This window comes from Embleya sp. NPDC127516 (genome assembly GCF_044765325.1).
In the GTDB taxonomy this organism is placed as follows: domain Bacteria; phylum Actinomycetota; class Actinomycetes; order Streptomycetales; family Streptomycetaceae; genus Embleya.
Window position 1 is genome coordinate 56,693 of record NZ_JBIWJT010000030.1, and the last position, 26,627, is coordinate 83,319.

Here is a 26,627-nt window from a genome sequence, read left to right on the forward strand (position 1 = left end):
TGCTCGCGTGCCGAACGAGCGCCGGGCGGACCCGGGTCCGCCCGGCGCTCGCCGGTGCCGCGTCGGCTATCCCTGGAAGCGCGCCGCGAGCACGGCCGCCAGTCGGCGAGAGGCGAAGCCGGTGCCGTGCACGAAGCGGACCACCGGGCCGAAGGTGGCTGCCGCGGGCGGGCCGCTGACGTACAGACCCGGCACGGTGGTCTCGAACGCGGCGTCCAGTGCGGGCAGTCCGGCCACCGTGGCGATCCGCCGCCGCACGTGCGGCGCGAGGAAACCCAGCGCGGCCAGGTCGACCCGATAGCCGGTCGCCGCGAGCACGTGGTCGGCGTGCACCTCGCGCTGATAACCGGTGCGGTCCCGGAGCAACATCCGCGCCCGTCCGTCCGGCTCGCGGCGGGCCCCGACGACCCTCTGCGCGTCCCGGACCGGGACCCGCCCGTCCAGACGGTCCCGCAGCCACCACGCGGCCGAGGGCCCCAGGATGCGCCGGGCCAGGTCGACCCGCACACACGCGGGCAGCAGCCGGAACGCGGCCGGTCCGTGCGCCGCGGCGGCCACCGACCACCCCTCGCCCAGCGGCGAGTCCGGGGTCAGCCGCCGGATCCGCCCCGGCACGGGCGGTGTGCCGAACCGCACCCGGTCCGCCCGGCCGAACACGCGCACCCGCACGGCGCCGCCCTCGTGCAGCAACGCGGCGCTCTCCAGCGCCGATTGGCCCGAGCCGATCACCACGATGTCCCGGTCCGCGCCCAGTTCGGCCAGGTCCGGGTGCTCGGCGGGGTGCGAGACCAGGTCGGTGCCCAGGCGTTCGAGCACGGGCGGCACGTAGCGATGCGCGGCGAGCCCGGTGGCCAGCACGACGGCGTCCACCTCGACCTCGGTACCGTCCTCGCGGCCGAGCACGAAGCCGTGCCCGGCCGGTTCGAGGCCGGTGATCCGCACCCGCTCCACATCCGGCACGAGGCGATCGGCGAACCACCGACCGTAGGCCACGAAGGTCTCGCGCGGGACCGGCTGGTCACCCGTGGACGGCCGCTCGCCCCGGGCACGTTGGAAAGCGGCCAGGCCGTATCCGGGTCCGGGCGCGGAGATCGAGGACGCGTCGGGTCGGGATTTGAGCAGCATCCCGGCCGGCATGTGTCGCCGCCAACTCTCCATGGGTTCGCCGAACACTCGGGTGGTGACCCCGAGTCGGCGCAGGTGGGCGGCAAGCGAGAGGCCGTAGGGGCCGGCTCCGACGATGGCGACGGTCATGACGATGTCCTTCGGTGTTCGGTCTTCGGCATTCGTTCTCCGGCCTTAGTTCTTCGGCGTTCGGTACTCGGCGTTCGGTACTCGGCGTTCGGTACTCGGTGCACGGCGCTTGACGTTCCGTACGAATTGTTGGCTTATTCGGTGAAAAGTCGATTCGCGCTGCTAGAAAGGTCCGGACGGGGAGGCCACGACATGGGCGGGCGAGGGGTCGAACTGGATCGTTCGGTGCCGGCCTTGCTGTTCAAGGTCGGCCGCTATCCGCTGCATCAAGGTTCGGTGGGCGCGGTGCGCTCGCTCGGCCGCGCGGGGGTGGCGGTGCACGCGGTGGTCGAGGACGCCTTCACCCCCACCGCGCTGTCCCGACATCTGCGCCGGCGGCATGTATGGCCCACGACCGGCCTGGAGGACCCGGCGGCGCTGATCGACCGGTTGTTGTGGATCGGACGCCGGTTGCCCGCCCGCGCGGTGCTGGTGCCCACCGACGACGAGGCCGCGCTGCTCGCCGCCGGCGCGCAGGACCGGCTCGCGGAGTGTTTCCTGCTGCCGAAAATCGACCCGGACCTGCCCGCCGACCTGGCGGACAAGCGCGGGCTGTACCGACGCTGCCTGGCCCACGAGGTGTCCGCGCCGGATACCCGCTTCCCCATCGATCGCGAGCAACTCCTCTTTCACGCACGAGAGTTGGGGTACCCGGTGGTGGTCAAGAATCTGGCGCCGTGGGATCGACTGCGCGCCCCGGTGGTGCGGGGCACCACCCTCGTGCGCAGCGAGCGCGCCCTGCTCGCGTCGGTCCACGTGCCGCGCGGGGTGCTGTTGCAGGCGTACGTGCCGCGCGAGAGCGCGCAGGACTGGATCGTGCACCTGTACGCCGCGCCCGACGGCCGGTGCGCGCCGGTGTTCACCGGCCTCAAGCTGCGTTCCTGGCCGCCGCACGCGGGCGTGACCACGTACGCGCGGACGTTGGCCAACCCGGGGCTGGCGCACCGTTCCGCCCGGCTGTGTCGGGCAATCGGCTATCGCGGGCCGGCCGACCTGGACTGGCGGCTGGATCTGCGCGACGGGCGGTACAAGCTGGTCGACTTCAATCCGCGCGTGGGCGCCCAGTTCCGCATGTTCGAGACCGATCGCGGGCTGGACGTGGTGCGCGCGCTGCATCTGGACCTGACCGGACGGGCGATCCCGACGGGCGTCCAGCGCGAGGGCCGGCGCTACGTCGCGGAGCATCTCGACGCCGCGGCGTGGGTGGCCTACCGGGGCCGGGTCGGGGTGGCCCGGCCGCCCGGGTACCCGCCGGTCCGGGGAGGTCTGGAACCCGCGTGGCTGGCCTGGGACGACCCGCTGCCCGCCGCCGCGACGGCGGTCCGCGCGCTGGCCGCCGCCGTACGCCGGTGCGGGCGCTGAGGGCGTCGGGTGCCGACGACGCGGTCGCGATGGATGCGGCGGGCCCGGCGCGCGCTCGCGCCGGCGCTCGCGGCCGTGCTGCTCGCGGCCTGCGGGCCCGGTCCGCCCGCCGGGCGTCGGCTGTTGTTCGCCGAGGACTTCACCGGCTCCGCGCCGGCCGCCGGGCGCTGGGTGACCTGCTACGACTGGAACGTGGACGGCTGCACGAACGCGGGCAACCACGAACAACAGTGGTACCGGCCCGAACAGGTGCGCGTCGGCGGCGGGCAGGCGGTGCTGAGCGCGGTGCGCCGGCCCACGCGCGGCGCGGACGGCACCGTGTACCCGTGGGCCTCGGGCATGTTGTCCACCGGGCGGCCGAGTTGGAACGGTCGCCCGCGCTTCACCTTCACCTACGGCCGGGTCGAGGCCGAGCTGCTGATGCCGCGCGAGCCGAACTCGTTCCCGGCGTTCTGGCTGATGCCCGCCTCCCGGTACACGCCGCCCGAGCTGGACGTGGTCGAACTGATCGGGCTCGACGGCCGGGCCCGGTCCACGGTGCACTGGCGGGGTGCGGACGGTCGTCCCGACGCGTGGGTGCACGAGTCGCCCGCACGCGACTGGTCCGACCGCTTCCACCACTTCGCGCTCGACTGGACGCCGGATCGGCTGACCTGGTGGATCGACGGTGAACAGGTGTTCACGGTGACCGATCCGGCACGGGTGCCCGACGAGCCGATGGAGGTGCTGTTCACGCTCGCGATGGGCTACCCGGACCCGGTGCCCGACCACGTGCGCACCGCCGAGTTGCGGATCCGATCGGTGCGGGTGTGGGCGCGCTGAGCGTGAGCCGCACGGCGGCGGGCCGGTCACCGGGTCACCGGTTCCGGCCGACCACCGGGTCGCGGTGTGCCTGCCAGGGGTCGGGGTGTCCGCGCCAGCGCGCCCGGGTCTGCCGCCAGGCCCGCCAGCCCAGCGTGGGCAGTCCGTCCCGGAACGGCGCGACCCGCGTGCCGGAGCCGGCCAGCCAGGCGTCCAGGCGGGCCGCGTCGGTGTCCGCGCGCACCAGCAGTCGGGAGATCCGCCAGGGGTCGTCCGCACGCGAGCTGTGCGCGTCGCGCACGGCCATCGCGGTGCGAAAGCCCGCGTGCCGGACCGCCTCGCGCACGGCGGCGTTGTTGTAACCGAACGGGTAGGCGAACGAGGTGATCGGGCGCTCGAGTTCGGTTTCGAGTCGCTCCCGCGAATCGGTGATCTCGCGGTGCATCTGCTCGATCGGCAGGGTGTCGAGCTCGCGGTGTGTGCAGCCGTGCGCGCCGATGGTCAGGCCCGGCGCGTCGACGATCCGGCGCAGGCCGTCCCAGGTGAGCATCGCGGCGGGCGGCAGCGGTGGCCGCAGGGTGGGCCACAGCGCGTCGGTGGTCACGTACAGCGTCGCGGGCAGGTTCCGCTCGACCAGTTGCGGCAGCGCGTACCGGGCGAAGTCGGCGTATCCGTCGTCGAAAGTGATCAGCACGCTGTGTCGGGGCAGGTCGCGTCCGCCGTGCAGGGCCTCGGTGAAGCGGTCCAGGCCCACCGGGACCCGGCCGCTGGCCAGCACCCGGTCGAGTTGCCGGCCGAACTCGCCCGGGCCGATCGTGAACGGCGCGATCCACGGCGGCGGATCGTCGCGCACGCAGTGGTAGAGCAGCACCGGAACCGCGGTCTCGGATCTCATCGGAATTCCCTTCGGGACGCGTGGGTGTACGCGACGGCGCGGATCAGCGCCGCGGTGGTGGTCAGGCCCGCGAGCGTGCCGAGCACGCGGGGAGCGGAGAAGGCGCCGGCGAGCAGGTACGCCTCGGCGGTCAACGCGCCCAGCGCGGCGCTGCCGGCGACCGAGGTCACCGCCGTGGCGAGCGTGGTCGTACCGTCGCCGGCCACCGCGTAGCCGGGTCCGAGCGCGAGGAACGCGACCACCACGAGCACCCGCAGCGGGTGTTCGGCGGGCAGTTCCAGCGCCCCGAACGCGAGCCAGCCGGCCGCGGCGGGCAACACCGCGTGGATCGGGCGGGTCACCGGGCGGGGCCGCTTCGGACCGGGGCGCTTCGGGCCGGGGCGAAGGACGGCGGCGCGGCCTGCGACGGCGGCGCGGCCTGCGGTGCCACGGCCCGCTGCGGCGTCGTGCCCGGGTCGATCCGGTAGATCACCGCGTCCCGGTCGCGCAGGAGCACCGTGAAGCGCGGCGCGGTGGAGAGCGTGTGGTCCATCCGGTCCAGCGCGCCGGCCGGCAGCAGTCCGGTCTGGTCGCACTCGGCCCGCTGCCCCGCGGTCAGGAACAGGTACGCGGTGCTGCCCGGGTACTCGTCGGCCAGCGCGGTCAACCCGGCGACCGGATCGCGGACGACGCCCTCGCGCAGGGCCGGGGTCTCCATCGCGAACCAACGGTGCTGCTGCCTCTCGTAGTCGGCGTAGGCGCCGGGGAAGTTGTTGGTCGCCGCGACGATCAGGTCGCCGGGCGCGGACACCGACGCCAGCCACCGCCGGGCCGCGATCTCGCCGTCGACGAAGTGGTTCTGCCGCTCCTTGCCGTAGTAGCCGAAGACGAATCCGGTGAGCAGCAGCGCGAACACCACCGGCAGCAGGACCGCGCGCGGACGCGGCCGGCCCCGGTCGCCGAACAGCGGTGCCAACCACGAGGCGATCAAAAACGCGACCGCCGGCAGCGCGAACAGGTAGACCCGGAAGATGATCTCGCCGCCGTACGCTCCGGCCGCCAGCAGCGGTAGCGGCGCGATCGCCAGCAGCGTGGCGGGCGAACGGCGCAGCCGCGGGCAGCGGATCAGCGCGGCGGCGGCGAGCAGCACGACCCCGGCGGTCAGCGCGCGGTCCACCCTGGCGACCAGCACCTGTCCCGGTTCGGCGGTGCCCAGATTCACCATCCCGGCGTGCGCGTTGGCCTGGAAGTCGCCGAACTGGGCCCAGGAGGAGCCGAATTGCTCGAACAGAAAGGGCCGGGCGACGGTCAGGTTCCAGCCGAGCACGGCGACCGCGGTGAAGCCGAGCAGCGGCAACGCGACCGGGCGGTGCGCGCGGGAGCAGGCCAGCGCGCCGGCCGCGACCGCGAGCATCGGCGGGGTGAGTTGATGCGCCGTCACCACCGCGAGTACGAGCGGCGCACACAGTCCGAGAGTGACCGGCGGGCGCCGATCACGGTCCAGGACCAGCGCCAGAATCGTCACGTAGAGCACGAACGCGAAGGTCTGCGGCGCGAAATAGTCCTGACCGACCCACGCGGTGCCGAAGTAGATCCACACCGCCGCCCACAGGATCCGCCGATTGCGGGTGAACGTGCGGTACAGCAGGACCAACGGGCCGATCAGCAGCAGGTCGAAGGCGAGCGGCGACCACGCGGCCATGGTCAGCGCGTCCGGCGCGCCGATCGCCTCGACCGCCGCGGCGGCCTCGGCGAAGAAGCCCGGCCACTGGTGGTAGGGCGCCAACTCGCCCGCGTTCGGCAGGGTTTCACCGGTGCGCAGGAACTGGTCGACCACCTCGACGTGCTTCCAGGCCCACGCGTAGCGCAGGTGCTCGTAGAGCACGGCGGGCGTCGCGTGCAGCATGGTCACCAGGGCGCAGGTGTACAGCGCGTACCGCGGTGTCCGGGCGGCCCGATCGAGCAGCGTCGCCGCGAAGCCGGCCGTGAGCAGGGCAAGCGCGCACCAGTACAGGGTGGGCAGCACGTCCAGCAGGCCGAGACCGCCCATCCGGTCCACCGCGACGGGCATCCGCACCGCGAGCACCCACAGCAGTGCCGCGATCGGCAGCGCGAGCAGGCCGAACGCGCGGAAGGCGAGCGCCGGCGCGGTGGGTGGCGGGTCTTGGCCCAGTCCGCGCAGCCGCCCGGTCGCGTAGCCGAGCGCGGTGGTGAGCACACCCAGGACCAGGGCCGGGATGGTGGCCTTGGGCGGTGCGGCGTCCGGCGCGAACGGACGGACCAGGGCGCGCGGGATGGTCGAGGCCAGGTAGGAACGCTCGGACGCGAGCGCGGTGCCGGTGCCGGCGTGTCGGCTGACCGCCGCCTTGGACAGCCCCTCGGCCCAGCAACGCGCCCGGAAGTAGCGCCAGGTGGTGCGCGCGGCGGGAACACGGTGGCGGACCACGGCGGCCGGTTCGTAGCCGATCCTGCCACCGCGGTGCCGGGCCGCGGCGCGGATGCACAGCTCGGTCTCCTCGCAGCCCTGCGGGCGGGTACCGACCCGGCCCAGGTCGGTGCGGAAGCCGCCGACGCCGAGCAGGACGCTGCGCCGGAAGGACATGTTGGCGCCGATCAGGTTGCGCACCGGCGCGGCGTGTTCGGGCATGCCGCGATAGGTGCAGCCGACCACCCAGTCGAACTCGGCGGGGAACCAGGCCGGGCGTCCGGTGTCCCAGCTCGGCTGGATCCGGCCCCCGACGCCGAGCACGTTCGGGTCGGCGTAGCCGTCCAGCAGGCGCATCGTCCAGTCGGGTTCGGCCGTCGCGTCGTCGTCGAGGAAGGCCACGATGTCGCCGTGCGCGCCCTCGACGCCGGTGTTGCGGGCCCCGGAGAGGCCGCGCCGGCCCCGGTTGCGCAGCACGGTGACGTCGGGGAACTCGCGGGCCGCGCGGCCGGCGAGTTCGTGGCAGTGGTCGGCGACCAGGATGGTCTCGGCGGGTGGCTCGTCCTGGGCCCGGATCGAGGCGAGCGCCGCGGTCAGATCGTCCCAGCGGTCCATCGTGTAGGCGCAGACGATCACCGTCAGGGTGGGCCTTGGGGGTGTGCGGTCCGCCGGCGGGACGGCGTGGCGGGCGCTCGCCGCCCGGGCCCGGCGTACGGCCGCCTCCTCGGCCCGGATGGCGACCCAGGCCAGGCGCCTGGTTCGCGGTGGGGTCTCCGTCATGCGGGCCTCCCGGGAGTGGTGGGCAGCCAGACCCGGCGGGCGGTCAGCAGGGCGAGCGCGGTCGCGGTCTGCGCGGCCAGCCATGCGACGCCGGCGCCGAGTACGCCCAGGACGGGCAACAGGACCACGGTCAGGGTCAGTACGGCCGTCGCGAGGCCGGCCTGGATGGCGACCACGACACGCATCCGTCCGAGCACGCGGCATGCGCTGATCGCGGTGGACACCACCAGGTACGGGAGCGCGGACAGGGCCAGCAGTTGCAGGAGCGTGGACCCGTTCCGGGCGTAGCCCGGGCCGAACACACGCAGCACGAGCGGTGCTCCGACAACGAGAGCGGTGATCGCAAGCGCGAGCAGCGCTCCGGTATGCCGAAGCACCCGCCGACACCCGGCGGCCGGGCCGGCACTGTCGCCGGCCGCTTCGACCAACAGGGACGCGCCCATGTTGAGACTGATCAGGTAGAGCGTGTTGGCGACCACCCACGCGAGCGAGAAGTAGGCACTCTCCCGAGCGCCGGCATGCTCCAACACGATGATCGGCGGCAACGTGGTGGCGGCCGACCAGCACAACGTACCGAGGTAGTCGGACCCGGCGTAGCGCACGATCGAACGCCCGGACGGCACCCTGCCGCCCGCACCCGGGTCCGAAGCCGGGTCCGCGCCCGCTTCGCCGAACCCGGCTCCCGGCTCCGCCGGCTCGCGTCGCCGGGCCGGCAACAATCGCGCGAACAGCCAACCGTCCACCACGACCAGGGTGGTCACCAGTGCGAGCGTCCAGGAGATCAGGATCCCGAGGGTGGGCAGCAGGCCGGCCAACGCGGCGACGAATGCGATCTTGGCGATGGCGAAGCCGCTGTTCTTGCCCACCACCAGGCCCGGCCGGCGCAGTCCGGTGAGCGCGCCGTCCTGGAGCGCGAACAGCGCGTACGCCACGGTGGTCGCCACGAAGCAGCAGCCCGCCGCCGGTTCGCGCAGGAAGCCCAGGCCGGGCGCACACACCGGGATCAGCGCGAGGAAGCCCAGCCCCGCCACCAGCGTGGCGCCGAACGCGGCGGCGTAGGCGGCCCGGATCAGCGCGCGCCGGTCCCGGCCCGCCTGCGGCAGGAAGCGCACGAGTACGTTGCCCAGCCCGAGTTGGCCGAGCCCCGACAGCAACATGAGCGCGGACACGGCGGCATAGCTGCGGCCCACCGTCGCGTCGCCGTACCACCGGGTGGCCAGCGCCCAGTAACCCGCTCCGAACGCCGAGGTGACCAGCGAACCGACGGTCAGCACATGGCCGTTGCGCAGCAGCGGGTCCACCCTCGGGCGGATCGGCCGACGGAGTTGGGCCTGCGTCACCGGGCCCGCTCCGGGTGTTCCCACGGCGGGCGCACGCCATGCACGCGAACGCGCGCGTGCAGGTAGGCGAGCGGGCCGGCGGCCAGCGCGCGGCGCTCCAGCCCGGCCAGGCGGGCGGGCCAGGGGACTTCGGGACGGCCGGGCGCGCGGGTGCGGCTCAGTGCGTACCGCAGGCCGCCCGGCACCCGGCGGACGAGCGCGCCGAGGGCGCGGGGTTCGCGCAGTACGGCGGCGGTCAGGTAGGCGCCCAGGCCGGTGCCGTACCCGCGCACCTGGTGCGCCACCGCGGCAGGATCGGTCCGGTGCCGGTGCCAGATCAGCGCGCCGGGTTCGTAGCCGATCCGGTGGCCGCGCACGATGGTGCGGAAGAACGCGAGCAGGTCGTCGCCGCCGCGCGCGGGTGTGCCGACCCCGGTCGCCGGGTCGAAGCCGCCCATCGCGCGCAGCGTGTCGGCCCGAAAGGCCATGTTGGCGCCGGAGCCGAAGCGTCCGGCGGTGAACGGGAAGAGCGGATCCGCCGGCGGCGCCTGGGCGTCGTACAGCACCGGGTCGAATCCCTTGGCGTAGCCCGCGTGGTGGTGCAGCATCAGCTGTGCGGGAGTGCGCAGTTCGGCGGGCAGGATCAGCCCGGTCACGCACGCGGGCCGGCCCGCTCGGGTGAAGCCGGCGACCAGGCCGGCCACCCAGCCGGGGTCGGCCAGGACGTCGTCGTCGGTGAACGCGAGCAGTTCGCCGGTGGCGGCGGCGATGCCGCGGTTGTGCGCGAGCGCCAGGCCGGCACGGGGTTCGCGGACGTAGCGCACCAGGCCCGCGCAACCGCCGCGGACCACGCGCGCGGTGCGGTCGGTGGTGGGCGCGTTGTCCACCACGATCAGTTCGAGGTCGGGATAGGTCTGCCACAGCAGGGTGCGCAGGCACGCGGCGAGCAGTTCGGGCCGCTCCCGGGTCGCCACGATCACACTGACGCGCGGTGTCTCGCGGCGTCCGGGCGGTTCGGGGGCGTGGTCGGGCGCGGCGGGAGCACCGAATCGGGCGCCGGCCGCGGCGATCAGGCGATCCAGGGCCGCGCCGGGCACGTCGACACCCAAGGGGTCGGCCCCGCCCGGAACGCCCCCGGGCAGGTCGAGTTCCAGCAGGCCCACGGGTGTGCCGTGGTGCCGGACCAGCGCGAGCACCGCGCCGGCGGGGCAGTCGGCCGGCCGGCCGTCGGGAGTGCTCAGACGCGGCACGGCGCCGGCGGTCACGTCGAGCACCCGCACGTGTACGAGATGGCTCGGGTCGGCGGGCCGTTGTCCGGGGTCGGCGGCCGAGCGGCGCGGTGCGGCCGGGCGCGGGATGAACACGGGGGTCGGCTCGGCGGCCGGCTCCGGGTCGGACGTCGGATCGTTCCGCTCGGCCGGGCGCTGCCTCGGGATCAGCGGCAGCGGATTGGGGCCGGGCCGGCCGGGCTCAGGTTCGGGTCGCGGGGTCAAGCGTCCTCCCTCGGGCGGACCGGACGCGCGCCGCCGTGCTCACGCAGCACGGTGCGCAGCACGCGCTGTCCGTCGCGCAGTGCGTTGAGGTTGGATCGGCCGCTACGGCGCGGGAGTTCGAGGCTGGGCACCTCGGCGATGCGCAGCCCGGCACGAAGCGCGCGGACGATCATCTCGGCCTCGATCTCGAAGCCGGTCGAGCGCAGGTCGAGGTGCTCCAGAAAGCACCGCCGGAACGCGCAGAATCCGTAGCACAGATCGGTCAGTCGGTAGCCGTAGAGCCGGCTCACCAGCGCCATCAGCGCGTGGTTGCCCAGGCTGCGCAGCGTGGTCAGGTCGAGCGATCCGCCGCCGCCGACGAACCGGGAGCCCTTGACGAAGTCGTAGCCGTTGGTCAGGAAGTGCACGTAGTGCGGGATCTCCTGCGGCGACATGCTGCCGTCGGCGTCGATGGTGACGATGATGTCGCCGGTGGCGTGTCGGAATCCGGTCCGCAGCGCGCTGCCCTTGCCGGGGCCGGACTGTGGGATGACCCGGGCCGCGGGCAGATAGCGGCGGGTGATCAGCGAGGTGGCGTCGGTGGAGTCCCCGTCGATCAGCAGGACCTCGTCGACGCCTTCGGGTATCTGCTGGAGCACCCAGGGCAGGTTGCGCGCTTCGTTGCGGGCCGGCACGACCAGGCTGACCCGGTCGCGCGGCACCGGGTCCGGTACCGACTGCCCGGCGCGCAGCGGGGTGCCGCCGGGCAGTTCGGCGATCCGGGGCAACGGACGTGTCGCGTGTGCCGTGTGCGTCGTATCGTGCATGACCGGCCCCCTCCCGTCTGCCGCGCACCCCCGGGGGCACACGGCATCGGGCCGGCGAAACCGGCCCGAGATCGGTGACGCCGGGTGCCGATGGCACGACACCCGGTCATCGCTGATCGTGGTTGGGCGGCGAAAGCAGGGTCAATCGGACCGAAGATGCTTTGCCAAGACGTTACGGTTGGGCGTTTTTACCGTCGAATGCCAGTTCGGTGACCTTTTGCGGTTTTCCGACCCTTGTCCCCCTCGCCGTTCGGCGACTCTTCGCGCGTGTCGGGGTGTTGCCGCACGCGATGGCGGGCGTCCGACACACCCGAACGGCAAGAGCCGATCAACACGAGCAGTCGCACGAGCAACATTCGCCGCATTCACAGCAGTTGCTACAGCAGTCACAACCGTCGCAGCAGTCCCCGCAGTCGCACTTGTGGCAACACCCTTGTCGCTCCCGGCCGGTGCACGGATCCTCGAACGTCTCGCGGCAGCACCACTGGCACGTGCAGCACAGCCCGGCCCAGATCGCGCACGCGACGAACACGTTGTGGCCGCCGGGCGGCGGAGGCGGCGGGGTCGGACCACCGGGCGGACCCCACGGGCTGTTCGGGTCGTACGGGCTGCCGGGCGGCTGCTGATGCGGCGGTTGCGGGTAGGGCGGTTGCTGATTCGGCCACGAGCCCTCGGGTCGGGCGGCCAGGCGTCGTTCGGGCCGCTCGGAGTGCTTGGCGCAGCCGTTGCCGTGCTTGCCGCCGACCGAACACGACGGCGACTCGACCGGGAAGCCCGCGTGCCGGAAGGACCGGTCGATCGCCTCGTCGACCTCGTGTACCAGCAGCCGGTGGGCGAGCACGCCGTCGACGAAGTCGACCTCGGCCAGGGCGAGTCTGATCCCGGTGGCCGCGTCGCGACACAACCGGTGCGCCTCGTCCGGCCCGGTACCAGTGGCGAGCAGCGGGTTCCAGGCCCCGGCCGCGCGGTCGGCGTGGATGTCCTCCACCGCGTCGAGCAGGTGCGCGAGCCGACCGAACAACCGGCCCGCCTCGGCCAACGACTCGGCGTTGTCCGGCCGTTCGGCCAGCAGCGCGGTGTGCGCGAACGCGGCGGCGGTCGCGGTCTCGGTGGGCTCGGTCACGGTCAGCACGGACACGCCCGGCCCGGCCAGCGCCTCGACCTCGACCTGCCGGTCCACCGCCTCGACCATCACGGCCGTGTCGAAGCCCACGTCCGACGCGGCGTCCGCACCCTGGCGGGCCCAGCGCTCGGCGACCCGGCGCGCGCCGCCCGCCACCACGCGCCGCTTGTACACCCCGTCGCCGTCGTCGACGTGGTCGCGCATCTTCGCCGACGCGAGCACCAGCGACACCGCGCCGGCCAATCGGGCACCCTCGCCCATCGCGACCTCGGCCCGGCGCATCGCGCGCAGCGGGCACGGACCGGCCTTGCGTCGGCCCTCCGCCGCGGGTCGCGCGGACTGCCCCTCGACCAGGACCGAGATGATCAACCCGTCGTAGTTGGTGGCGATCCGCGCCGCCTGCCCGTGGTCGTCCCGCAACGCGAGACACATGCCGCACAGGTGCGCCATCCACTCGCTCTGCAACTTCTCCGTCAGTCGGTGCCGGCACGGCCGGATGATCCCGAACAACCCCTCGCCCCATTTCCCTGCGCCGTTCCGGTCCCCACAGGCGAATCAGCCTACTGATCACCCGTCAGCCCCGTTCGGGTTCCGGGCCGGGGTGGGGCCGGCCGGACAACCCGCGGCCGCTTAGGATCCGCCGCGTGACTGCATCGATACTGGTCGTCTGTAGCGGGAACATCTGTCGCTCCCCCGTGGTCGAGGCGATGCTGCGGCACCGACTGACCGGCTCGGCGCTGTCGGCCGAGGTGTCCTCGGCGGGCACCATCGACTGGAATGCCCGGCCGATGGCGGACAACAGCACACTGGTGCTGGTCGAGCACGGGATCGACCCGGGTGCGCACCGCAGCCGCAAGCTCACCGTCGACCTGCTGCGTACCGCCGACGTGGTGATCGGTATGACGCGCGAACACCAGTGGGCCATCGAGGCGCTCGCCGCCGACGCCCTGCCGCGCGCCTTCCTGCTCGGCGAACTCGTCCGGTTGGGCGAGAAGTTCGGTCCACGCGGCGAACTGCCGCTCGCCGACTGGGTGGCCCGGGTGGACGACCTGCGACCGGCGAACCGGATGGCCCGACCCGCCGACGAACTCGACGACCCGATGGGCGAGCCGATCGAGTCGTTCCGGGTGATGGGCGCCCGGGCGGACGACCTCACCGGGCGGCTGGCCGAGCTGCTCGTGCGGTGATCCGCGCGCCGCGCGATCCCCAAGATCATTCGAACAAATGATCTTTCCTCGCGTCACCACAAGGCCCCCTGGGCACACCGACTCTTTGGCTGCCTCGTACACTCGCGGTCCCGCCGAGGGGATCGGCGGCACCGGGTGGGGGTGGACATGCGCGACGCGGAGCACGACCGGAATGACCGCGAGTACGGCGAGTACGGCGGATACGACGACTACGAAGACCGGCACGACCACGAGGACGGGGACCGGCGCAAACACGGCTGGGTGTTCCTGGTACTGGCCCTGTTACTGGTGATCGGCACCGGTTACGGGGCCTACTCGTTCCTCCGGCAGGACGACCCGTCCTCGGCCTCCTCGGCGTCCGGATCGGCGTCCGCGTCGGCCGGCGCCGTCGAGCGCAGTCCACGCAACGCCGCACGACGCTTCCTCGGCGAGTGGCAGGCCGGCAACTGGACCGGCGCCGGCGCCCTCACCACCGACCCGACGGCGGCGGGCGCGGCGCTGGTGGGTCTGAACGACGGGCTCCGGGTGAGCGCTCGCCGGCTCACCGTGGGCGAGGCACAACCCGAACGGCCCGACAAAAGTGTGCCGGTGCCGTTCGAGGCACGGCTGACCCTGAACCACGCGGGCGAGTGGACCTACACCGGCACCCTCACCGTGGCCAGGACGCCGGGCGGGGGCCACCTGGTCGACTGGGCGCCGACCGCGCTGCATCCGGAGCTGACCGCGACCACCCGGCTCGAGTTCGTGCCCAACCAGGACGGTGTCGGCGGCGAGGTGCTGCGCGCGAAGGACGGCTCGGTGTTGTCGGCGGCGGAGAATCCCTCCCTCGCCGCGATCCGGACCGGCCTGGCGAGCAAGGCCCGGCCCGCCGAGCAGGCCGTGCCCGGCGGCACGGTGCTGTTGGTCGACGCGACCTCGAAGACCTCGCTCAAGCAGCTCGGCACGGTCGGCGAGGTGCAAACCGCGCCGCCCTCGGACGGTGGCGTGCGGACCACGCTGGACGCGAAGTTGCAGGCGGCGGCCGAGCGGGCGGTCAAGGGCGAGTCGCGGACCACCTCGCTCGCGGCGGTGCGGATCGGCACCGGCGAGATCCTCGCCGTCGCGAACAACCCGGCGGGCGGGCCGAACAACGCCTTCCTGGGCACCACCCCGCCCGGCTCGACGCTGAAGATCGTCACCGCGGCGACGCTGCTGAGCAAGGGCGTGGTCGGCCCGGACGACAAGGTCGGTTGTCCCGAGTCGGCGAACGCGGGCGGCATGCGGTTCACCAACTCCGAGGGTCGTTCGTTCCCCGAGGGCACCTTCAAGGTCGCGTTCGCGCAGTCCTGCAACACCACGATGGCGAACCTGTCGGCCAAGCTCAGCGGCGCGGACCTGTCCACCGTCGCGCACGACTGCTTCGGCATCGGCGGCGACTGGAAGACCGGGATCGTCTCGTTCGACGGCCGGGTGCCCGCCGCGTCGGACGACACCATGAAGGCCGCGAACATGATCGGCCAGGGCCAGGTGCAGATGAACCCGCTCACGATGGCCTCGGTGGTCGCCACCGCGAAGTCCGGCGCCTTCCGCCAGCCGCATCTGCTGCCGGACCAGGAGGGCCTGTGGCGGGCGCCGCGCGAGCTCTCGCCCGCGGTGAGCGGCCAACTGCGCACGCTGATGCGCTCGGTGGTCACCGAGGGCACCGCGCGCGACTCGCTCGGCGGGCTCGGCGGCGACGTGGGCGCGAAGACCGGTACCGCCGAGGTCGGCGGCGGCAAGCCGAACAACGGCTGGATGGTCGCCTACCGAGGCGACATCGCGGTCGCGGTCTGGGTCGAGGGCGGCATCACCGGCGGCCGGTCGGCCGGGCCGATCGTGAAGTCGTTCCTGGGTGCGACGGGCTGAGCGGCCGTAGTCCATCATGGGCAGCGTGACCGAACACGATCTTGCCGACGAGGGCCCTGGCCGGGCCGAGACCTTCCTCGACCTGCTGCGCCTGGAGCAGATCGAGGAGAACATCTTCCGGGGCTGGTGCCACGCCGGCGCGCCGCTGCGCGCCTTCGGCGGCCAGGTCGCCGCACAGGCCCTGGTGGCGGCGGGCCGCACGGTGGTCCCGGACCGACACGTGCACTCGTTGCACAGCTACTTCCTGCGGCCCGGCAGCACCACCGCGCCGATCGTGTACCAGGTCGATCGGGTCCGGGACGGGCGCTCGTTCGCGACCCGGCGCGTGACCGGTGTACAGCACGGCGCGGCGATCTTCACCCTTTCGGCGTCCTTCAAGGTGGCCGAGGAGACCCCGGAGCACCGTCGCGCGATGCCGGACGTGCCGCTCCCGGAGGACCTGCCGGACCCGTACGAGAAGTTGTCCGCCGAGGAGCGCGCGCACTACGAGGAGTCGCAGACCCGGCTGCTGATGGACCTGCGCTTCGTCCCGGAGGACAAGTCGCCGGGCACCCACATCGTCGACGGCATCCCGCACCAGCGGGTGTGGATGCGCGCCGCCAAGCAGTTGCCGGACGACCCGCTGCTGCACGTGTGCGGACTGACCTACATGTCCGACCTGACCCTGGCCGGCACCGCGGCCCGGCCGTACATCACGAATCCGGCCAAGCTCCAGATGGCCTCGCTGGACCACGCGGTGTGGTTCCTGCGCCCGTTCCGCGCCGACGAGTGGCTGCTGTTCGCCCAGGCCTCGCCGTCCGCCCAGGACGCGCGCGGGCTGGCCATGGGCGAGTTCTACAACCACGACGGCGTACTGGTGGCCTCGGTCGTCCAGGAAGCGGTGATCCGCCAGCGGTAGCGGCACGGGTCGGTCACGGCGGCGTGGGTTTTCCGGCCGGGCCGCGGTTCGGCCGGGTGAGCGCGTCCACGCCCAGTCGCGCGCCCGCGCGGACCCCGCCCACCCGGCCGAGCTCGCGCAGCGCGTACAGCAGCACCGCGATGTCGTCGATCAGGATCGGGTCGGGCAGCAGGTCCACCGGGCTGATCGCGTAGATCAGCGCACCGAGGAACAGCGCCCGGTCGCGCGTGGTCGCGTCCGGCCCCCGCACCAGCCGCCAGGTCCGCAGCAGCCTGCGGACCAACACGACCACGATCACGAGCGTCACGACGAAGACGACCGCCGCGACGCCGAGCACGATCCACACCCAGGTGTCCACGTGGGTCGTCTGCCCCGTCAGGCGCCGCCCACCCAGACCGTCTTCGCGTTGCAGAACTCGCGGATTCCCTCCCGGGCGAGTTCGCGCCCGTACCCGCTGGTCTTGATCCCGCCGAAGGGCAGCTCGGGGTAGGACGTGACCATGCCGTTCACGAACACCGCGCCGGCCTCCAACTCGGCCGCGCAGCGCTCCTGTTCGGCCTCGTCCTCGGTCCAGGCGTTGGCACCGAGGCCGAACGGGGTCGCGTTGGCGAGGTCGATCGCCTCGTCCAGGTCGGCGACCCGGTACAGCCCGGCGACCGGGCCGAACACCTCCTCGCGGTACATCCGCATGTTCGGGGTGAGCTCGGCGACCACGGTCGGCGGGTAATACCAGCCGGGACCGGCCGGCCGCTCGCCGCCGCACAACACCCGCGCACCCTTGGCCTTGGCGTCCTCTACCTGGGCGCTGACATCGAGTACGCCCTGCTCCTGGGCGAGCGGGCCCACGTCGGTGCCCTCGGCGGTCGGGTCGCCGACCCGCAGCGCGGCCATGTGCGCGGTGAAGGCCTCGGCGAACGCGTCGTACACGTCGGTGTGCACGATGAACCGTTTGGCCGCGATGCAGCTCTGCCCGTTGTTCTGGGTGCGCGCCTTGGTGGCGGTCTTCGCGGCGGCCTCGATGTCGGCGGAGGGCAGCACCAGGAACGGGTCCGAGCCGCCCAGTTCGAGCACCGTCTTCTTCAGCTCGCGGCCGGCGATCGCCGCGATCGAGCGACCGGCACCCTCGCTGCCGGTCAGCGTCGCGGCCACCACACGCGGATCGGACAACACCCGCTCGACCAGCTTGGACCCGATCAACAGGGTCTGGAAGGCACCCTCGGGGAAGCCGGCCCGGGTGAACAGCTCGCCCATGTACAGCGCGGTCCGCGGCACGTTCGACGCGTGCTTGAGCAGGCCGGTGTTGCCCGCCATCAGCGCGGGCGCGGCGAAGCGCATGGCCTGCCAGAGCGGGAAGTTCCACGGCATCACGGCCAGCACCGGACCGAGCGGCTCGTAGCGTACGTACGCCCGCCGCGCCCCGACCGCGCCGGCGTCGGCCGGCTCGTCGGCCAGGAACCCCGCCGCCCGCTCGGCGTAGAACCGACACAGCCGGGCGCACTTGACCACCTCCGCCTCGGCGGCGGCGAGCGTCTTGCCCATCTCCGCGGTCATCACCGCCGCGACGTCGGACTTCTCCGCGTCGAGCAGGTCCGCGGCCCGACGCATGGCCGCGGCGCGCACGTCGTACGAATCCCGCCGGTGCGCCCGGAACACCTCGTCGGACCGCGCCACGCGCGCCTCGATCTCGCGTTCACCCAGCTCGGCGAACTCCTCGAGCGTCTCCCCGGTCGCCGGATTGACGGACGCGATGGCCATGAGAGCCTCCAGATACGGCGGATGCGAAAGGCGAGGGCGGCGCACGCCGAACCCGATCGGCGCGCCCCCGCTCGACCCGTTACCCACAGCGCACCGGCTGACACAACACCCCGTTCGGCCCGGTGCGCCCGCCGCTTGTCACCGCGGCCTGGCAGCATGCCCGCCATGAAGGAACAAGCCATCCCGATCCTGCGCGTGGCCGACGCGGCCGAGTCCGTCACCTGGTACGCCCGGCTGGGCTTCGTCCGGGAATGGGAACACCGCTTCGAACCCGATCTCCCCGCCTTCGTCGACATCGCCAGGGGCGATGTGCACCTCTTCCTCAGCGAGCACACCGGCGACGCGACGCCGGACACGCTGGTCTACCTCCGGGTCGCCGACATCGACGAGGTGGCCCGGGAATTCGGCGTCCCGGTCGAGGAGGCGCCGTGGGCCCGGGAGGTTCACCTGAGCGACCCGGACGGCAATCGGCTGCGGTTGGGCACGCCGAAGGAGGAGTGAGGCCGACCCGGAAGCCGAGCGGGTCAGCCGGCCGATCTACCGACGAGTAGCTTGATCCGGCCGCTGTCGACATGCCCGGCGAGGGTGCCGAGATGCCGACGCTGGGATTCGTCGATGCGCAGCCAGGTCAGGGCCGGAAGGTCGATCAGGGGGGTCAGGTCGGTCACGGGGGCCCTGGAGACGCCCACGTAGGCGAGGTGTGGCAGGCCGGCCAGCGGGGTCAGATCCGACACACCGGATCCGTCGGCGAACACCTGCCTCAGAGCGGGCAACCCGCTCAGCGGGCCCAGTTCGGTGACCGGAGCGCCCATGATGTCGAGGCAGTCGAGATCGGGGTGCCTCACCAGCGCGGACAGGTCGGTGATCCGCGTGCCGCCCAGGTTGAGACCGCGCAGCCGCGGAAGGCCGGGCAGGGACCGAAGATCCTCCAGTTGCTCGTCGGTGAAGTCGAGATGCGTGAGCCACGGACACAGATCCCACGCGCTCGGCTGGGACAGGTGCTCCACGCCGAGCCACAACCGGTGCACCCCTGGCAGTTCCGCCAACGGTCGCAGGTCCGTGACGCGCGTGCCGTTGATGCCCAGGAAATCGAGCCGCGGCAAGGCGGCGAGGGCTCGGGACGGAATCTCCGTCGTCTCGGCGGGCAGCAGGATGGTCCTGACATCGGTCCTGCCCGCCATCGCCTCCAGGCCCCGCAGGTCGGGAACCCGAACGCAGCAATCCCCGAAGTCCACGTGCTTCAGCACCGATTCGTAGTAGCCCTGCCGGTCGGTCAGCCCACTCCACGCCCCGAGCAGAGCCAGCCGGATCCCGGGTGGCTCCCGATCACGAAAGCAGCTCAGCAGGGGGATCGTGGCGTCCCCGGCGATCTTGGTCACCGTACGAACGATGTGGCGCGCCTCCTCGTCCGTGACCCGCCGGCCCCGCACCAGGTCCGCGAGCAGGTCCAGGACGAACTCCCCCACACCCGCCAGATTCTCCGCGCCCTCCCAGTCTCGCGGGGGCAACAGCCGGGACGTCTCGACCCGGAACCGCTCCGCCCGCTCGGGATCCACCATCGCCGCCGTCGACACACACGCCGCGCCCAGCAGCCACAACCGATCGCGGTGCACCGGGTCCGCCTCCGCCCGCGCGATCAGGCCGTCCAGCAACTCCCGCTGCCGGGACGGGTCGTCCTGGGTTCGGCCGACCGCCATGATCAACACGTCGTGGTAGAGCGGATCGTGCGCGTGGTTGATCAGGTGGTCCAGGTGTTCGGCCCGGACGATCTCCAGTGCCGCCAGGTAGTCCTGGAAGCTCGCGTGGCCGAACTCGAAGACACCGAGCTCGGGTTCCTGGAGCAGCCCGCTCCGGGCGACCAGACTCGCCAGGACCTCCTCGGCCGTGTACGGCGGTTCGACGGTCTGCCGAAACCTGGCCAGTACGTCGGCCACGCACGCCGTCGCGACCCGTTGGGTGATCGATCGGCGGCCGTTGAGCGTCATCCACATCGCCAGGGCGGCCAGCACCTTCTCCGCCTGGGTCGGCTGGAGCCGGACCCGACTCGTGCCGATCCGCCGGGCCCGTTCGCGACCACCCAGCAGCATCGCCATGGCCGAGCGGTACAACTCGGTGCGGCCCTCCGGGAGGGCCTGGTCCGCGTACCGATGCAGCGCGCACATCAGCGCGCACAGCAGGGGGTTGGTCCCGAGCCGGGCCAGGTCCCGGCGGCTGTCCAGGGTGTGCTTGAGCCGCTCGGCGCACTCGGCCAGTTCGTCGGGTTCACCGAGTTGGGCCCGATGCCAGCGGTCCACGAACAGCGCGACCTGCGCGCTCGACATGGCTTGGAGCTCCCCCGCGACAAAGCCCGCCCGGCGCAGTCGCCGATGCCGCCGCTCGGACAACACCCTCGGTCGCGAGGTCACCACGTAGGCCGCGTCGGGGTAGTCCACGCACAACTGTTCCAGCCAGTCCAGCGCGTCCGCCCGGTGCCCCTCGGGCAGTTCGTCCACGCCGTCGACGAAGACCACCGCCCGCCCGTCGCGCATCCGGCGCGCCGCCCAGCCCGTGGGCTGCTCGCCGCCGAGCGTGGACCCGGAGGCGTCGACGAAGTCGGCCGGCGCGGGCAACACCAGTCGATCGTCCGCGACCATGGCGCGCAGCTTCAGCAGGAACGGCACCCGGCCGGTCCAGGAGGCCAGTCGGGCGGGCAGATCCCCCGAGGCCACGTGCACGGCGAGCCGGCGCAGCAGCGTGCTCTTGCCGGATCCCGCCACGCCCTCGATCACCATGCGATCGCTGCGCGCGAGGGCGTCCTCCAACAGGCTGCGCGCGGTGTCCGCCTGCGCGCCGTCGTCGTCCCAACGCCGCCGGGGCTCGCGACGGGTCTGCACGACCAGGCTCACGTAGGCCGTGGTCAGCTCGTACGTACTGTCCTGGGGGTCGAGTTCGGTGACCCCGAACAGCCGGGCCTGATCCAGCCTGACCCGCAGACCCGCGCGGTAGCGCCGGTCGAACGTGTCGTCGACGTCCTCCTCCGCCGGTACCCGGCGCAGCAACTCCGCCTGACCGACCGCCTGTTCCAGCACGGTACGGGCCAGGAACTCGGGCTGCTTGGTGAAGAAGTCCACGATGTGCGTACAACACTCGCCCAGAAGCGCGTCGTACAGCGGCGTCCCGGACTGCGCCGACCCCTGCGCGCGGGCGGCCAACCGCGACCGCAGCACGCTCGAGTCCAGGCCCGCGGCCTGGACGTCGTCCATGGTGACCGCGTCGCCGAGCGTGGCCACCACCGCCGCGACGATCAGTTCGCCGTCCGCCGGTTCCAGTCTGGCGAAGTCCCTTTCCACATCGGTCAGTCGCCGGGTCAGGGTGCGCGTCAGTCGTTCCACGTCGCCGGCGCCGACCTCGCGGCGTACCCGGCGGCGCGCGACTCGCCCACCCATCCGAACCGGTGCTTCGACCAGTCGCGCGCCCGGGGGCGCCGAGGTCAGTCGCCGCAGTGTGCTCGTGATCGCCGTCGCCAACAGGCGTCCCTGTACCGGATCCACCACTCGTCCCGCCTCCCGAGCCGACCGGATACTCGAGTATGTCGCGATCGGCGATGATCGAGTGGGGATATGCGATCAGACCGGCCGAGACGGTGCCCGATCGTGCTCGGACGATCCGGGGTCGACGTCCGGCTCCGCTCGTGATCGGTCCCGGTCCCCCGCCAAGACCCCCCTGGCCAGTTCCGCCAGCCCGCGCTTGATCCGCTCCACCGAGATGCCCAGTTCGCGCTGTCGCCGGTACACCTCCGGTGCCAGCGGCGCGAGCAGCATGTCGGCGAGCGCCTCGGGGTCCGCGCGCTCCGCCGCCAGGATCCGCACGTGCGTGTACCAGAAGCCGTACGCGCCGGTCCGGTAGCGCGCGCTGCCCGTCTCCGCGCCCAGGAGCAGGTGCACGTGCCGCTCCAGTAGGTCCACCATCGCCGCGTAGAAGGCCGCCAGGCGCTCGGCCGGATCGTTCTCGTCCGGGCCCAACGGCGGTGCGCCGCGCAGGATTCGGTGTTGCAGCGCGTGTTCGTGCTCGTCCAGCAGGGCGCGCGCGATCGAGGCCCGGTCGGGATAGCGGCGATACAGCGTGCCGCGGCCGATGCCCGCCGCCTTGGCGATGTCCTCCATGGTGACCTCGGCCGGATCGCCGGCCGCGAACAGTTCCTCGGCCGCGGCCAGGACCCGGGCCCGGTTCCGGGCGGCGTCCGCACGCTCCCGGGGCCGAGCCGCACCGTCCGCGGCGACCGGGAGGCCCGTGAGCAAGTCGGTGCGTTTCGTCATGATCCCCACCCTAATAGCAAGTGGACAGCATGTCCACTTAGCTGTTACGGTCCCCTCACTGAAGCGGACAACCCGTCCACTTAACCCTCGGGAGCAACCATGCCGCACCTTCTCCACCTCGACTCCAGCGCCCGTGCCGACTCCTTCTCCCGGACCCTGGGCGCGGCATTCGCCGACGCGTGGCGGAGCGCCCGGCCGGACGCCGAGTACACCCACCGCGACCTGACCGCGCGCCCGGTGCCGCCGATCGACCAGGCCTGGACCGAGATCTGCGACACGATGTTGCGCGAGGGCATCACCGAGATCGCCGACTACCCGCGAGCGGTCCGCACCCCCGAGCAGCGCAAGGCGTGGGACGTGGTCGAGCCGCTGCTGGCCGAACTGGTCGCGGCGGACGTCGTGCTGATCGGCGCGCCGATGTACAACTTCGGCGTTCCCGCCCAGCTCAAGAGCTGGATCGATCAGGTCACCTTCCCCAAGATGTCGCTCGCGCCGCGTCGATTCGTGGTCGCCTCGGCCCGCGGCGGCTCGTACCTGCCGGGCACCCCCCGGGCGCCGTTCGACCACCAGACGCGCTACCTCGTCGACTTCTTCACCGGGCACTACGCGATCTCGGACGCGATCGTGCTCGGTACCGAACTGACCAACTCGCTCGTGGACCCGGCGCTCGCCGAACGCCGGGACCTGCACCTGTCCTCGCACGCGGACGCGCTCACCCGCGCCACCGAGCTCGGACGCTCACTCGTGGAGGGGTACTGATGGCCTGGTTGATCCTGCTCGGAGCCGGCCTCGTCGAGGTCGTGTGGTCGCAGAGCATCAAGCCCACCGAGGGATTCACCAAGCCGGTGCCGACGGTGATCTGCTTCGTGCTCGGCGCGACGGCCGTCTACCTGCTGTCGGTCGCGATGCGCGACCTGCCGGTGGGTACGGCGTACGCGGCGTTCACCGGGATCGGCACCGTCGGCGCGATCACGCTGGGCATCACCGTTCAGCACGACGCGCTCAGCGCCGGACGCATCGCGGCGCTCGCGCTGATCGTGGGCGGCCTGGTGCTGGCCCGGCTGACCTCGACCGGGTGAGCCGCGACCACGCCGGCGGGCCGACGAAGCGGGACCGGGCCGAACGGGTAAAGCGCGAGCGCGCGTTGCTCCTCGAGTGCGCGCGGATGCGGGAGCGAGCCCACATCGCGGACGCCGGGCCTGATCCGCCGCTGACCGGGCCGATCGCGGGCGCGGGTCGGTGGGTCGACCAGTCGCGCGGGCTCGCTGCGGCGGGCCCGCGCGCTCGGTAACCTCGGAGGCGTCCGGCCCGGGTCGGATCCGCGAACCGGAGGAGTGCGCATGTCGGTGACCCTCGCGAAGGGTGGCAACTGCCCGTTGGCGGTGGCCGCCGTGCTGGTGGAGGTCTCCTCCCAGGCGTCCGTGGACGTCTCGGCACTGCTGCTCGCCGGGTCCGGAAAGGTGCGCTCGGACGCCGACTTCGTCTTCTACAACCAGCCGACCGGGCCCGGCGTCCGGCTCCGGTCGGGTGAGCCGGGGCGACCCGCGGCGGTGCAGGTGGACACCGCGGCGGTGCCCGCGGACGTGCAGACCATCGTGGTGGCGCTGAGCCTGGACGGCGGTCCCGGCGCTCCGGCCACCTTCGGCGGGACGGTGCCGCCCGCCGTGACCGTGCGCGACACAGCCGGCGAGGCGCTGGTCACCTTCACGCCGAACGGGTTGGGCCGGGAGACCGCGCTGGTGCTGCTGGAGTTGTACCGGCGCGGCGGCGCGTGGAAGGTGCGCGCGGTCGGCCAGGGCTACGCCAACGGACTCGCCGGCATCGCCACCGACTTCGGTGTCGCCGTCGACGACGAGCCGACCCCTGCGCCCGGACCGGTCGGCGCACCGACCCGGCCGCACCCGCGGCCCCAACCGCAGGCCCCGTCGCCGGCGGACACGCCGCCTCCGACCCAGGCCACGACGCGTCCCCCGGCCCCGACGTCCGAGGCCCCTCCGACGACGGCGACGCCGACCGCCCCGCTGTTGCCGCACGAGCCGCCCAGGCCCGCCCCGATCCCGCCGCCGATCCCCCGCCGCCCGGTGACTGTGCAGCCCACCCCGGCTCCGGCACCCGCCCCGCCTCTGCCGCCGCCCCCGCCCCCAGCCCCGGCCCCGACGCCTGCTCCGACCGCGGCGAGCACCGCCCCGCTCCCGGTCGGCGGAACCCGAACGGGCGGCCCGATCAACCTCGACAAGGGCCGGGTCAGCCTGCGCAAGGATCAGACGGTCTCGCTGGTCAAGACCGATGCGCCGCCGTTGACCCGGATCCGGATGGGCCTGGGCTGGGATCCGGCGAAGGCCGGAAGCAGCATCGACCTCGACGCGTCCTGCATCGCGTTCGACGCGCAGGGCAAGAAGGTCGTGACCGTGTGGTTCATGAAGCTGTCCGGCCTCGACGGCGCGATCGCGCACTCCGGCGACAACCTGACCGGCGAGGGCGAGGGCGACGACGAGTCGATCGTGGTCCGGCTCGACGCGCTCCCGGCCCGGGTCACCGGGCTCGTGTTCACCGTGAACTCGTTCCTGGGGCAGAAGTTCACCGAGGTCTCCCACGCCTTCTGTCGCCTGGTCGACGACACCACCAACGCCGAGTTGGTCCGCTTCGAGCTGTCCGCCACCGAGCCGCGCACGGCCGTACTGATGTGCAAGCTGGTTCGCGAGGGCCCGGCGTGGTCGATGACGGCGCTCGGGCGCTTCGCCGACGGGCGCACGGTGAACAAGCTGGTGAACCCGGCCCGCGAGGCGCTCGGGCACTGATCGAGGCTCGGTGGTCCACGAACGCGGACGGACGGGCCGCCGCCCACCCGCGCGGGATCACGGGCAGTGCTCGCCGTACTTGACCACGCCCACGTCCACCGAGTCCGAGACGGGTGCTCCCTGGGCCGGCCGCTGGGTGCACACCAGCCAGTGCGTCTCGATCAGCACCAGCCGACTCCCGCCCAGGTCCCGCGCCTTGACGTGCGTGTCACCGCGCAGGGCCCGGCGCACGACGGTGAGGCTGCGGCCGTTCAGGTCGGGCATCCGGCCGTCGACCACCTCGGGTTCGGCGGTCGGCGCGGTAGCGGCCGGGCACTTCTCGTCGTGTCGGACCACGCCCAGGTCGACCCGGAGTCCGGTGGCCAGCGGCCCCGGCCCGGGACTTTGGTCGCACACCTTCCAGTTGCTGAAGACGAACTGCCGGCGCCCGCGACCGCCCGCGTCGTGCGAGGCGACGAACCGGTAGCCGGCCCGCCGGGCGCCGTCCCACGCCTGTTGGAAGTCGGCGCCGACCAGGTCGGGCAGCACATGTTTGGGCACCGACGACGGCTTCGCCGGCGGAGTCGTCGACCGGGCCGGCGCCGACTCGGCGGGCGCCGCCGCCGTGGCCGCGACACGCGCGCCCTCGGCCGGCGTCGAACCGGTGCGCTCCGCACGGTCCCGATGGACCAGCCCGACGATCACCAGCACCGCGACGACCGCACAGATCACCCCGAGCCGCTGCCTCGGGTTGCGCCACCACGTCATCCCCCCACGATGCGGCCGAACGCGGCGAAATGGGAGCGATTCGCCCGCCGATCACCTGTTCGTGTGGTCTACACCCGATTCCGGAAACGCCTCACGGACCGCGAACTCGGTCGCCTGACGCACTATCTCGGCCCGCGAGGGGCCGGGCGCGCCGATCACGATCCGGGTGGCCAGCCCGTCCAGCAGCGCGTGCAGGCGCAGCACGTACCCGTCCGGGTCCGGGTGCGGCCCGATCATCGCGCGCAGGTCCGCCATCCACGGCCCCTCGATCTCCGTGCTCGCGGCCAGCACCTCCGGGTCGCCGAGCGAGCGCGTCCACACCTCCAGCCACAACGTCCAGCGCGAGTCGGCGCGCTCGTCGGGCAGGTAGAGGTCGATGTAGCCGGCGAGCCGTTCGGCGACGGAGAGGTCGGGCGCCGTCAGCAGCGCCCGCCGGCGCTCCGCGAAGCCCAGCTCGCTCCAGCGCAGCGTCTCCACGAGCAGTTGTTCCTTGGACCCGAAGTAGTACGCGACGTGGCCGCCGCTGATTCCGATCCGCTTGCCCAGGCCCGCCATGGTCAGTGCGGCCAGGCCGTGCTCGGCGATCGCGTCCATCGCGGCCTGGAGCACCACCTCCCTGGGCTGTTCCAGCCGCTTGCGCCGTGTCCCCGCCATGCTCAGCACCCCTGGTTCGTTCGATGGCGGACCTCGCCTGCCGCCATGTTAGAACGTCGTTCAATACCGCGTCCGGCGAACCGGCGCCGCCATACTGGCGGAAGGCAGCGCCCACCCCGACGAGAGGACCCAA

The 26,627-nt window shown here is 72.8% G+C and carries 23 protein-coding genes; 9 read left to right on the top strand and 14 right to left on the bottom strand.

Translation table 11 applies throughout. The annotated features are described in order from the left end of the window. Window positions 1–66: 66 nt before the first annotated feature. Entirely contained in the window at window positions 67–1,254 is a 1,188-nt protein-coding gene (locus tag ACIRL2_RS39720; RefSeq protein ID WP_395869129.1) for an FAD-dependent oxidoreductase, read from the bottom strand. Between the two features lie 192 nt (window positions 1,255–1,446). Between ACIRL2_RS39720 and ACIRL2_RS39725 the strand changes: the two genes are divergently transcribed. Beyond that, window positions 1,447–2,655 (top strand): ATP-grasp domain-containing protein, encoded by a 1,209-nt coding sequence (locus tag ACIRL2_RS39725; RefSeq protein WP_402238961.1) that lies wholly within the window; start codon window positions 1,447–1,449, stop codon window positions 2,653–2,655. A 33-nt stretch (window positions 2,656–2,688) separates the two neighbouring features. After that, window positions 2,689–3,477 carry a family 16 glycosylhydrolase gene (locus tag ACIRL2_RS39730; RefSeq protein ID WP_395869133.1) on the top strand — a complete coding sequence of 263 codons (789 nt, stop codon included), beginning with the start codon at window positions 2,689–2,691 and terminating at the stop codon, window positions 3,475–3,477. A 34-nt stretch (window positions 3,478–3,511) separates the two neighbouring features. Here the strand turns inward: ACIRL2_RS39730 and ACIRL2_RS39735 are convergent, their stop codons facing one another. From ACIRL2_RS39735 to ACIRL2_RS39765, 7 genes are all read right to left on the bottom strand, one after another. Next, the gene (locus ACIRL2_RS39735) at window positions 3,512–4,351 is read right to left on the bottom strand and encodes a polysaccharide deacetylase family protein (protein ID WP_402238963.1); all 840 of its coding nucleotides are present in this window, start codon (window positions 4,349–4,351) and stop codon (window positions 3,512–3,514) included. Next, on the bottom strand, window positions 4,348–4,692 hold the full coding sequence (locus ACIRL2_RS39740) for a hypothetical protein (protein WP_402238966.1): 345 nt from the start codon (window positions 4,690–4,692) through the stop codon (window positions 4,348–4,350). Before ACIRL2_RS39740 ends, ACIRL2_RS39735 begins: the two co-directional genes overlap by 4 nt. Further along, window positions 4,689–7,535: a glycosyltransferase family 2 protein gene (locus ACIRL2_RS39745; RefSeq protein WP_402238969.1), complete on the bottom strand. Its 2,847-nt coding sequence runs from the start codon at window positions 7,533–7,535 to the stop codon at window positions 4,689–4,691. Before ACIRL2_RS39745 ends, ACIRL2_RS39740 begins: the two co-directional genes overlap by 4 nt. Then, a complete protein-coding gene (locus ACIRL2_RS39750) occupies window positions 7,532–8,875 on the bottom strand; it encodes a hypothetical protein (protein ID WP_402238971.1) in 1,344 nt (447 codons plus the stop codon). The genes ACIRL2_RS39745 and ACIRL2_RS39750 overlap by 4 nt, the downstream gene beginning before the upstream one ends. Further along, window positions 8,872–10,347, bottom strand: coding sequence for a glycosyltransferase family 2 protein (locus ACIRL2_RS39755; RefSeq protein ID WP_402238973.1), 1,476 nt, complete (start codon window positions 10,345–10,347; stop codon window positions 8,872–8,874). Before ACIRL2_RS39755 ends, ACIRL2_RS39750 begins: the two co-directional genes overlap by 4 nt. Further along, window positions 10,344–11,153 (bottom strand): glycosyltransferase family 2 protein, encoded by an 810-nt coding sequence (locus ACIRL2_RS39760; protein ID WP_395869145.1) that lies wholly within the window; start codon window positions 11,151–11,153, stop codon window positions 10,344–10,346. Before ACIRL2_RS39760 ends, ACIRL2_RS39755 begins: the two co-directional genes overlap by 4 nt. A gap of 328 nt (window positions 11,154–11,481) precedes the next feature. Continuing rightward, window positions 11,482–12,786: a DUF5685 family protein gene (locus tag ACIRL2_RS39765; RefSeq protein WP_395869147.1), complete on the bottom strand. Its 1,305-nt coding sequence runs from the start codon at window positions 12,784–12,786 to the stop codon at window positions 11,482–11,484. A 134-nt stretch (window positions 12,787–12,920) separates the two neighbouring features. On the opposite strand from ACIRL2_RS39765, the gene ACIRL2_RS39770 reads away from it, so the two are divergent. From ACIRL2_RS39770 to ACIRL2_RS39780, 3 genes are all read left to right on the top strand, one after another. Continuing rightward, entirely contained in the window at window positions 12,921–13,463 is a 543-nt protein-coding gene (locus tag ACIRL2_RS39770; protein ID WP_395869149.1) for a hypothetical protein, read from the top strand. A 147-nt stretch (window positions 13,464–13,610) separates the two neighbouring features. Further along, window positions 13,611–15,347: a penicillin-binding transpeptidase domain-containing protein gene (locus tag ACIRL2_RS39775; protein WP_395869151.1), complete on the top strand. Its 1,737-nt coding sequence runs from the start codon at window positions 13,611–13,613 to the stop codon at window positions 15,345–15,347. Window positions 15,348–15,363: 16 nt separating this feature from the next. Next, complete coding sequence (locus tag ACIRL2_RS39780) at window positions 15,364–16,245, top strand: acyl-CoA thioesterase (protein WP_395869153.1); 882 nt, start codon at window positions 15,364–15,366, stop codon at window positions 16,243–16,245. 13 nt (window positions 16,246–16,258) lie between these two features. Here the strand turns inward: ACIRL2_RS39780 and ACIRL2_RS39785 are convergent, their stop codons facing one another. Both ACIRL2_RS39785 and ACIRL2_RS39790 read right to left on the bottom strand, forming a co-directional pair. Further along, complete coding sequence (locus tag ACIRL2_RS39785; RefSeq protein ID WP_402238978.1) at window positions 16,259–16,603, bottom strand: YkvA family protein; 345 nt, start codon at window positions 16,601–16,603, stop codon at window positions 16,259–16,261. A gap of 17 nt (window positions 16,604–16,620) precedes the next feature. Then, window positions 16,621–18,000, bottom strand: coding sequence for an NADP-dependent succinic semialdehyde dehydrogenase (locus ACIRL2_RS39790; protein WP_395869157.1), 1,380 nt, complete (start codon window positions 17,998–18,000; stop codon window positions 16,621–16,623). A gap of 165 nt (window positions 18,001–18,165) precedes the next feature. On the opposite strand from ACIRL2_RS39790, the gene ACIRL2_RS39795 reads away from it, so the two are divergent. Beyond that, window positions 18,166–18,501, top strand: coding sequence for a glyoxalase superfamily protein (locus ACIRL2_RS39795; RefSeq protein ID WP_395869159.1), 336 nt, complete (start codon window positions 18,166–18,168; stop codon window positions 18,499–18,501). A gap of 23 nt (window positions 18,502–18,524) precedes the next feature. Here the strand turns inward: ACIRL2_RS39795 and ACIRL2_RS39800 are convergent, their stop codons facing one another. Together ACIRL2_RS39800 and ACIRL2_RS39805 are read right to left on the bottom strand one after the other, a co-directional pair. Next, window positions 18,525–21,530: an NACHT domain-containing protein gene (locus tag ACIRL2_RS39800; protein ID WP_402238981.1), complete on the bottom strand. Its 3,006-nt coding sequence runs from the start codon at window positions 21,528–21,530 to the stop codon at window positions 18,525–18,527. Window positions 21,531–21,605: 75 nt separating this feature from the next. Next, complete coding sequence (locus ACIRL2_RS39805) at window positions 21,606–22,295, bottom strand: TetR/AcrR family transcriptional regulator (RefSeq protein WP_395869163.1); 690 nt, start codon at window positions 22,293–22,295, stop codon at window positions 21,606–21,608. A gap of 99 nt (window positions 22,296–22,394) precedes the next feature. Between ACIRL2_RS39805 and ACIRL2_RS39810 the strand changes: the two genes are divergently transcribed. From ACIRL2_RS39810 to ACIRL2_RS39820, 3 genes are all read left to right on the top strand, one after another. After that, window positions 22,395–23,054 carry an FMN-dependent NADH-azoreductase gene (locus ACIRL2_RS39810; protein WP_395869165.1) on the top strand — a complete coding sequence of 220 codons (660 nt, stop codon included), beginning with the start codon at window positions 22,395–22,397 and terminating at the stop codon, window positions 23,052–23,054. Then, window positions 23,054–23,374 (top strand): DMT family transporter, encoded by a 321-nt coding sequence (locus ACIRL2_RS39815; RefSeq protein ID WP_395869167.1) that lies wholly within the window; start codon window positions 23,054–23,056, stop codon window positions 23,372–23,374. Before ACIRL2_RS39810 ends, ACIRL2_RS39815 begins: the two co-directional genes overlap by 1 nt. Window positions 23,375–23,635: 261 nt before the next feature. Next, window positions 23,636–25,093, top strand: a complete 1,458-nt coding sequence (locus ACIRL2_RS39820) for a TerD family protein (protein WP_402238983.1) — start codon at window positions 23,636–23,638, stop codon at window positions 25,091–25,093. 57 nt (window positions 25,094–25,150) lie between these two features. Here the strand turns inward: ACIRL2_RS39820 and ACIRL2_RS39825 are convergent, their stop codons facing one another. Continuing rightward, window positions 25,151–25,840: a hypothetical protein gene (locus ACIRL2_RS39825; protein WP_402238985.1), complete on the bottom strand. Its 690-nt coding sequence runs from the start codon at window positions 25,838–25,840 to the stop codon at window positions 25,151–25,153. Window positions 25,841–25,891: 51 nt separating this feature from the next. Further along, window positions 25,892–26,494 carry a TetR/AcrR family transcriptional regulator gene (locus ACIRL2_RS39830; RefSeq protein ID WP_395869172.1) on the bottom strand — a complete coding sequence of 201 codons (603 nt, stop codon included), beginning with the start codon at window positions 26,492–26,494 and terminating at the stop codon, window positions 25,892–25,894. Window positions 26,495–26,627 lie beyond the last annotated feature (133 nt).

Coding starts and splice junctions, on each gene's coding strand:
- ACIRL2_RS39720 (WP_395869129.1), bottom strand. CDS start 1,254: ATGACCGTCGCCATCGTCGGAGCCGGCCCCTACGGCCTCTCGCTTGCC.
- ACIRL2_RS39725 (WP_402238961.1), top strand. CDS start 1,447: ATGGGCGGGCGAGGGGTCGAACTGGATCGTTCGGTGCCGGCCTTGCTG.
- ACIRL2_RS39730 (WP_395869133.1), top strand. CDS start 2,689: ATGCGGCGGGCCCGGCGCGCGCTCGCGCCGGCGCTCGCGGCCGTGCTG.
- ACIRL2_RS39735 (WP_402238963.1), bottom strand. CDS start 4,351: ATGAGATCCGAGACCGCGGTTCCGGTGCTGCTCTACCACTGCGTGCGC.
- ACIRL2_RS39745 (WP_402238969.1), bottom strand. CDS start 7,535: ATGACGGAGACCCCACCGCGAACCAGGCGCCTGGCCTGGGTCGCCATC.
- ACIRL2_RS39760 (WP_395869145.1), bottom strand. CDS start 11,153: ATGCACGATACGACGCACACGGCACACGCGACACGTCCGTTGCCCCGG.
- ACIRL2_RS39775 (WP_395869151.1), top strand. CDS start 13,611: ATGCGCGACGCGGAGCACGACCGGAATGACCGCGAGTACGGCGAGTAC.
- ACIRL2_RS39780 (WP_395869153.1), top strand. CDS start 15,364: ATGGGCAGCGTGACCGAACACGATCTTGCCGACGAGGGCCCTGGCCGG.
- ACIRL2_RS39790 (WP_395869157.1), bottom strand. CDS start 18,000: ATGGCCATCGCGTCCGTCAATCCGGCGACCGGGGAGACGCTCGAGGAG.
- ACIRL2_RS39795 (WP_395869159.1), top strand. CDS start 18,166: ATGAAGGAACAAGCCATCCCGATCCTGCGCGTGGCCGACGCGGCCGAG.
- ACIRL2_RS39805 (WP_395869163.1), bottom strand. CDS start 22,295: ATGACGAAACGCACCGACTTGCTCACGGGCCTCCCGGTCGCCGCGGAC.
- ACIRL2_RS39810 (WP_395869165.1), top strand. CDS start 22,395: ATGCCGCACCTTCTCCACCTCGACTCCAGCGCCCGTGCCGACTCCTTC.
- ACIRL2_RS39815 (WP_395869167.1), top strand. CDS start 23,054: ATGGCCTGGTTGATCCTGCTCGGAGCCGGCCTCGTCGAGGTCGTGTGG.
- ACIRL2_RS39820 (WP_402238983.1), top strand. CDS start 23,636: ATGTCGGTGACCCTCGCGAAGGGTGGCAACTGCCCGTTGGCGGTGGCC.
- ACIRL2_RS39825 (WP_402238985.1), bottom strand. CDS start 25,840: ATGACGTGGTGGCGCAACCCGAGGCAGCGGCTCGGGGTGATCTGTGCG.
- ACIRL2_RS39830 (WP_395869172.1), bottom strand. CDS start 26,494: ATGGCGGGGACACGGCGCAAGCGGCTGGAACAGCCCAGGGAGGTGGTG.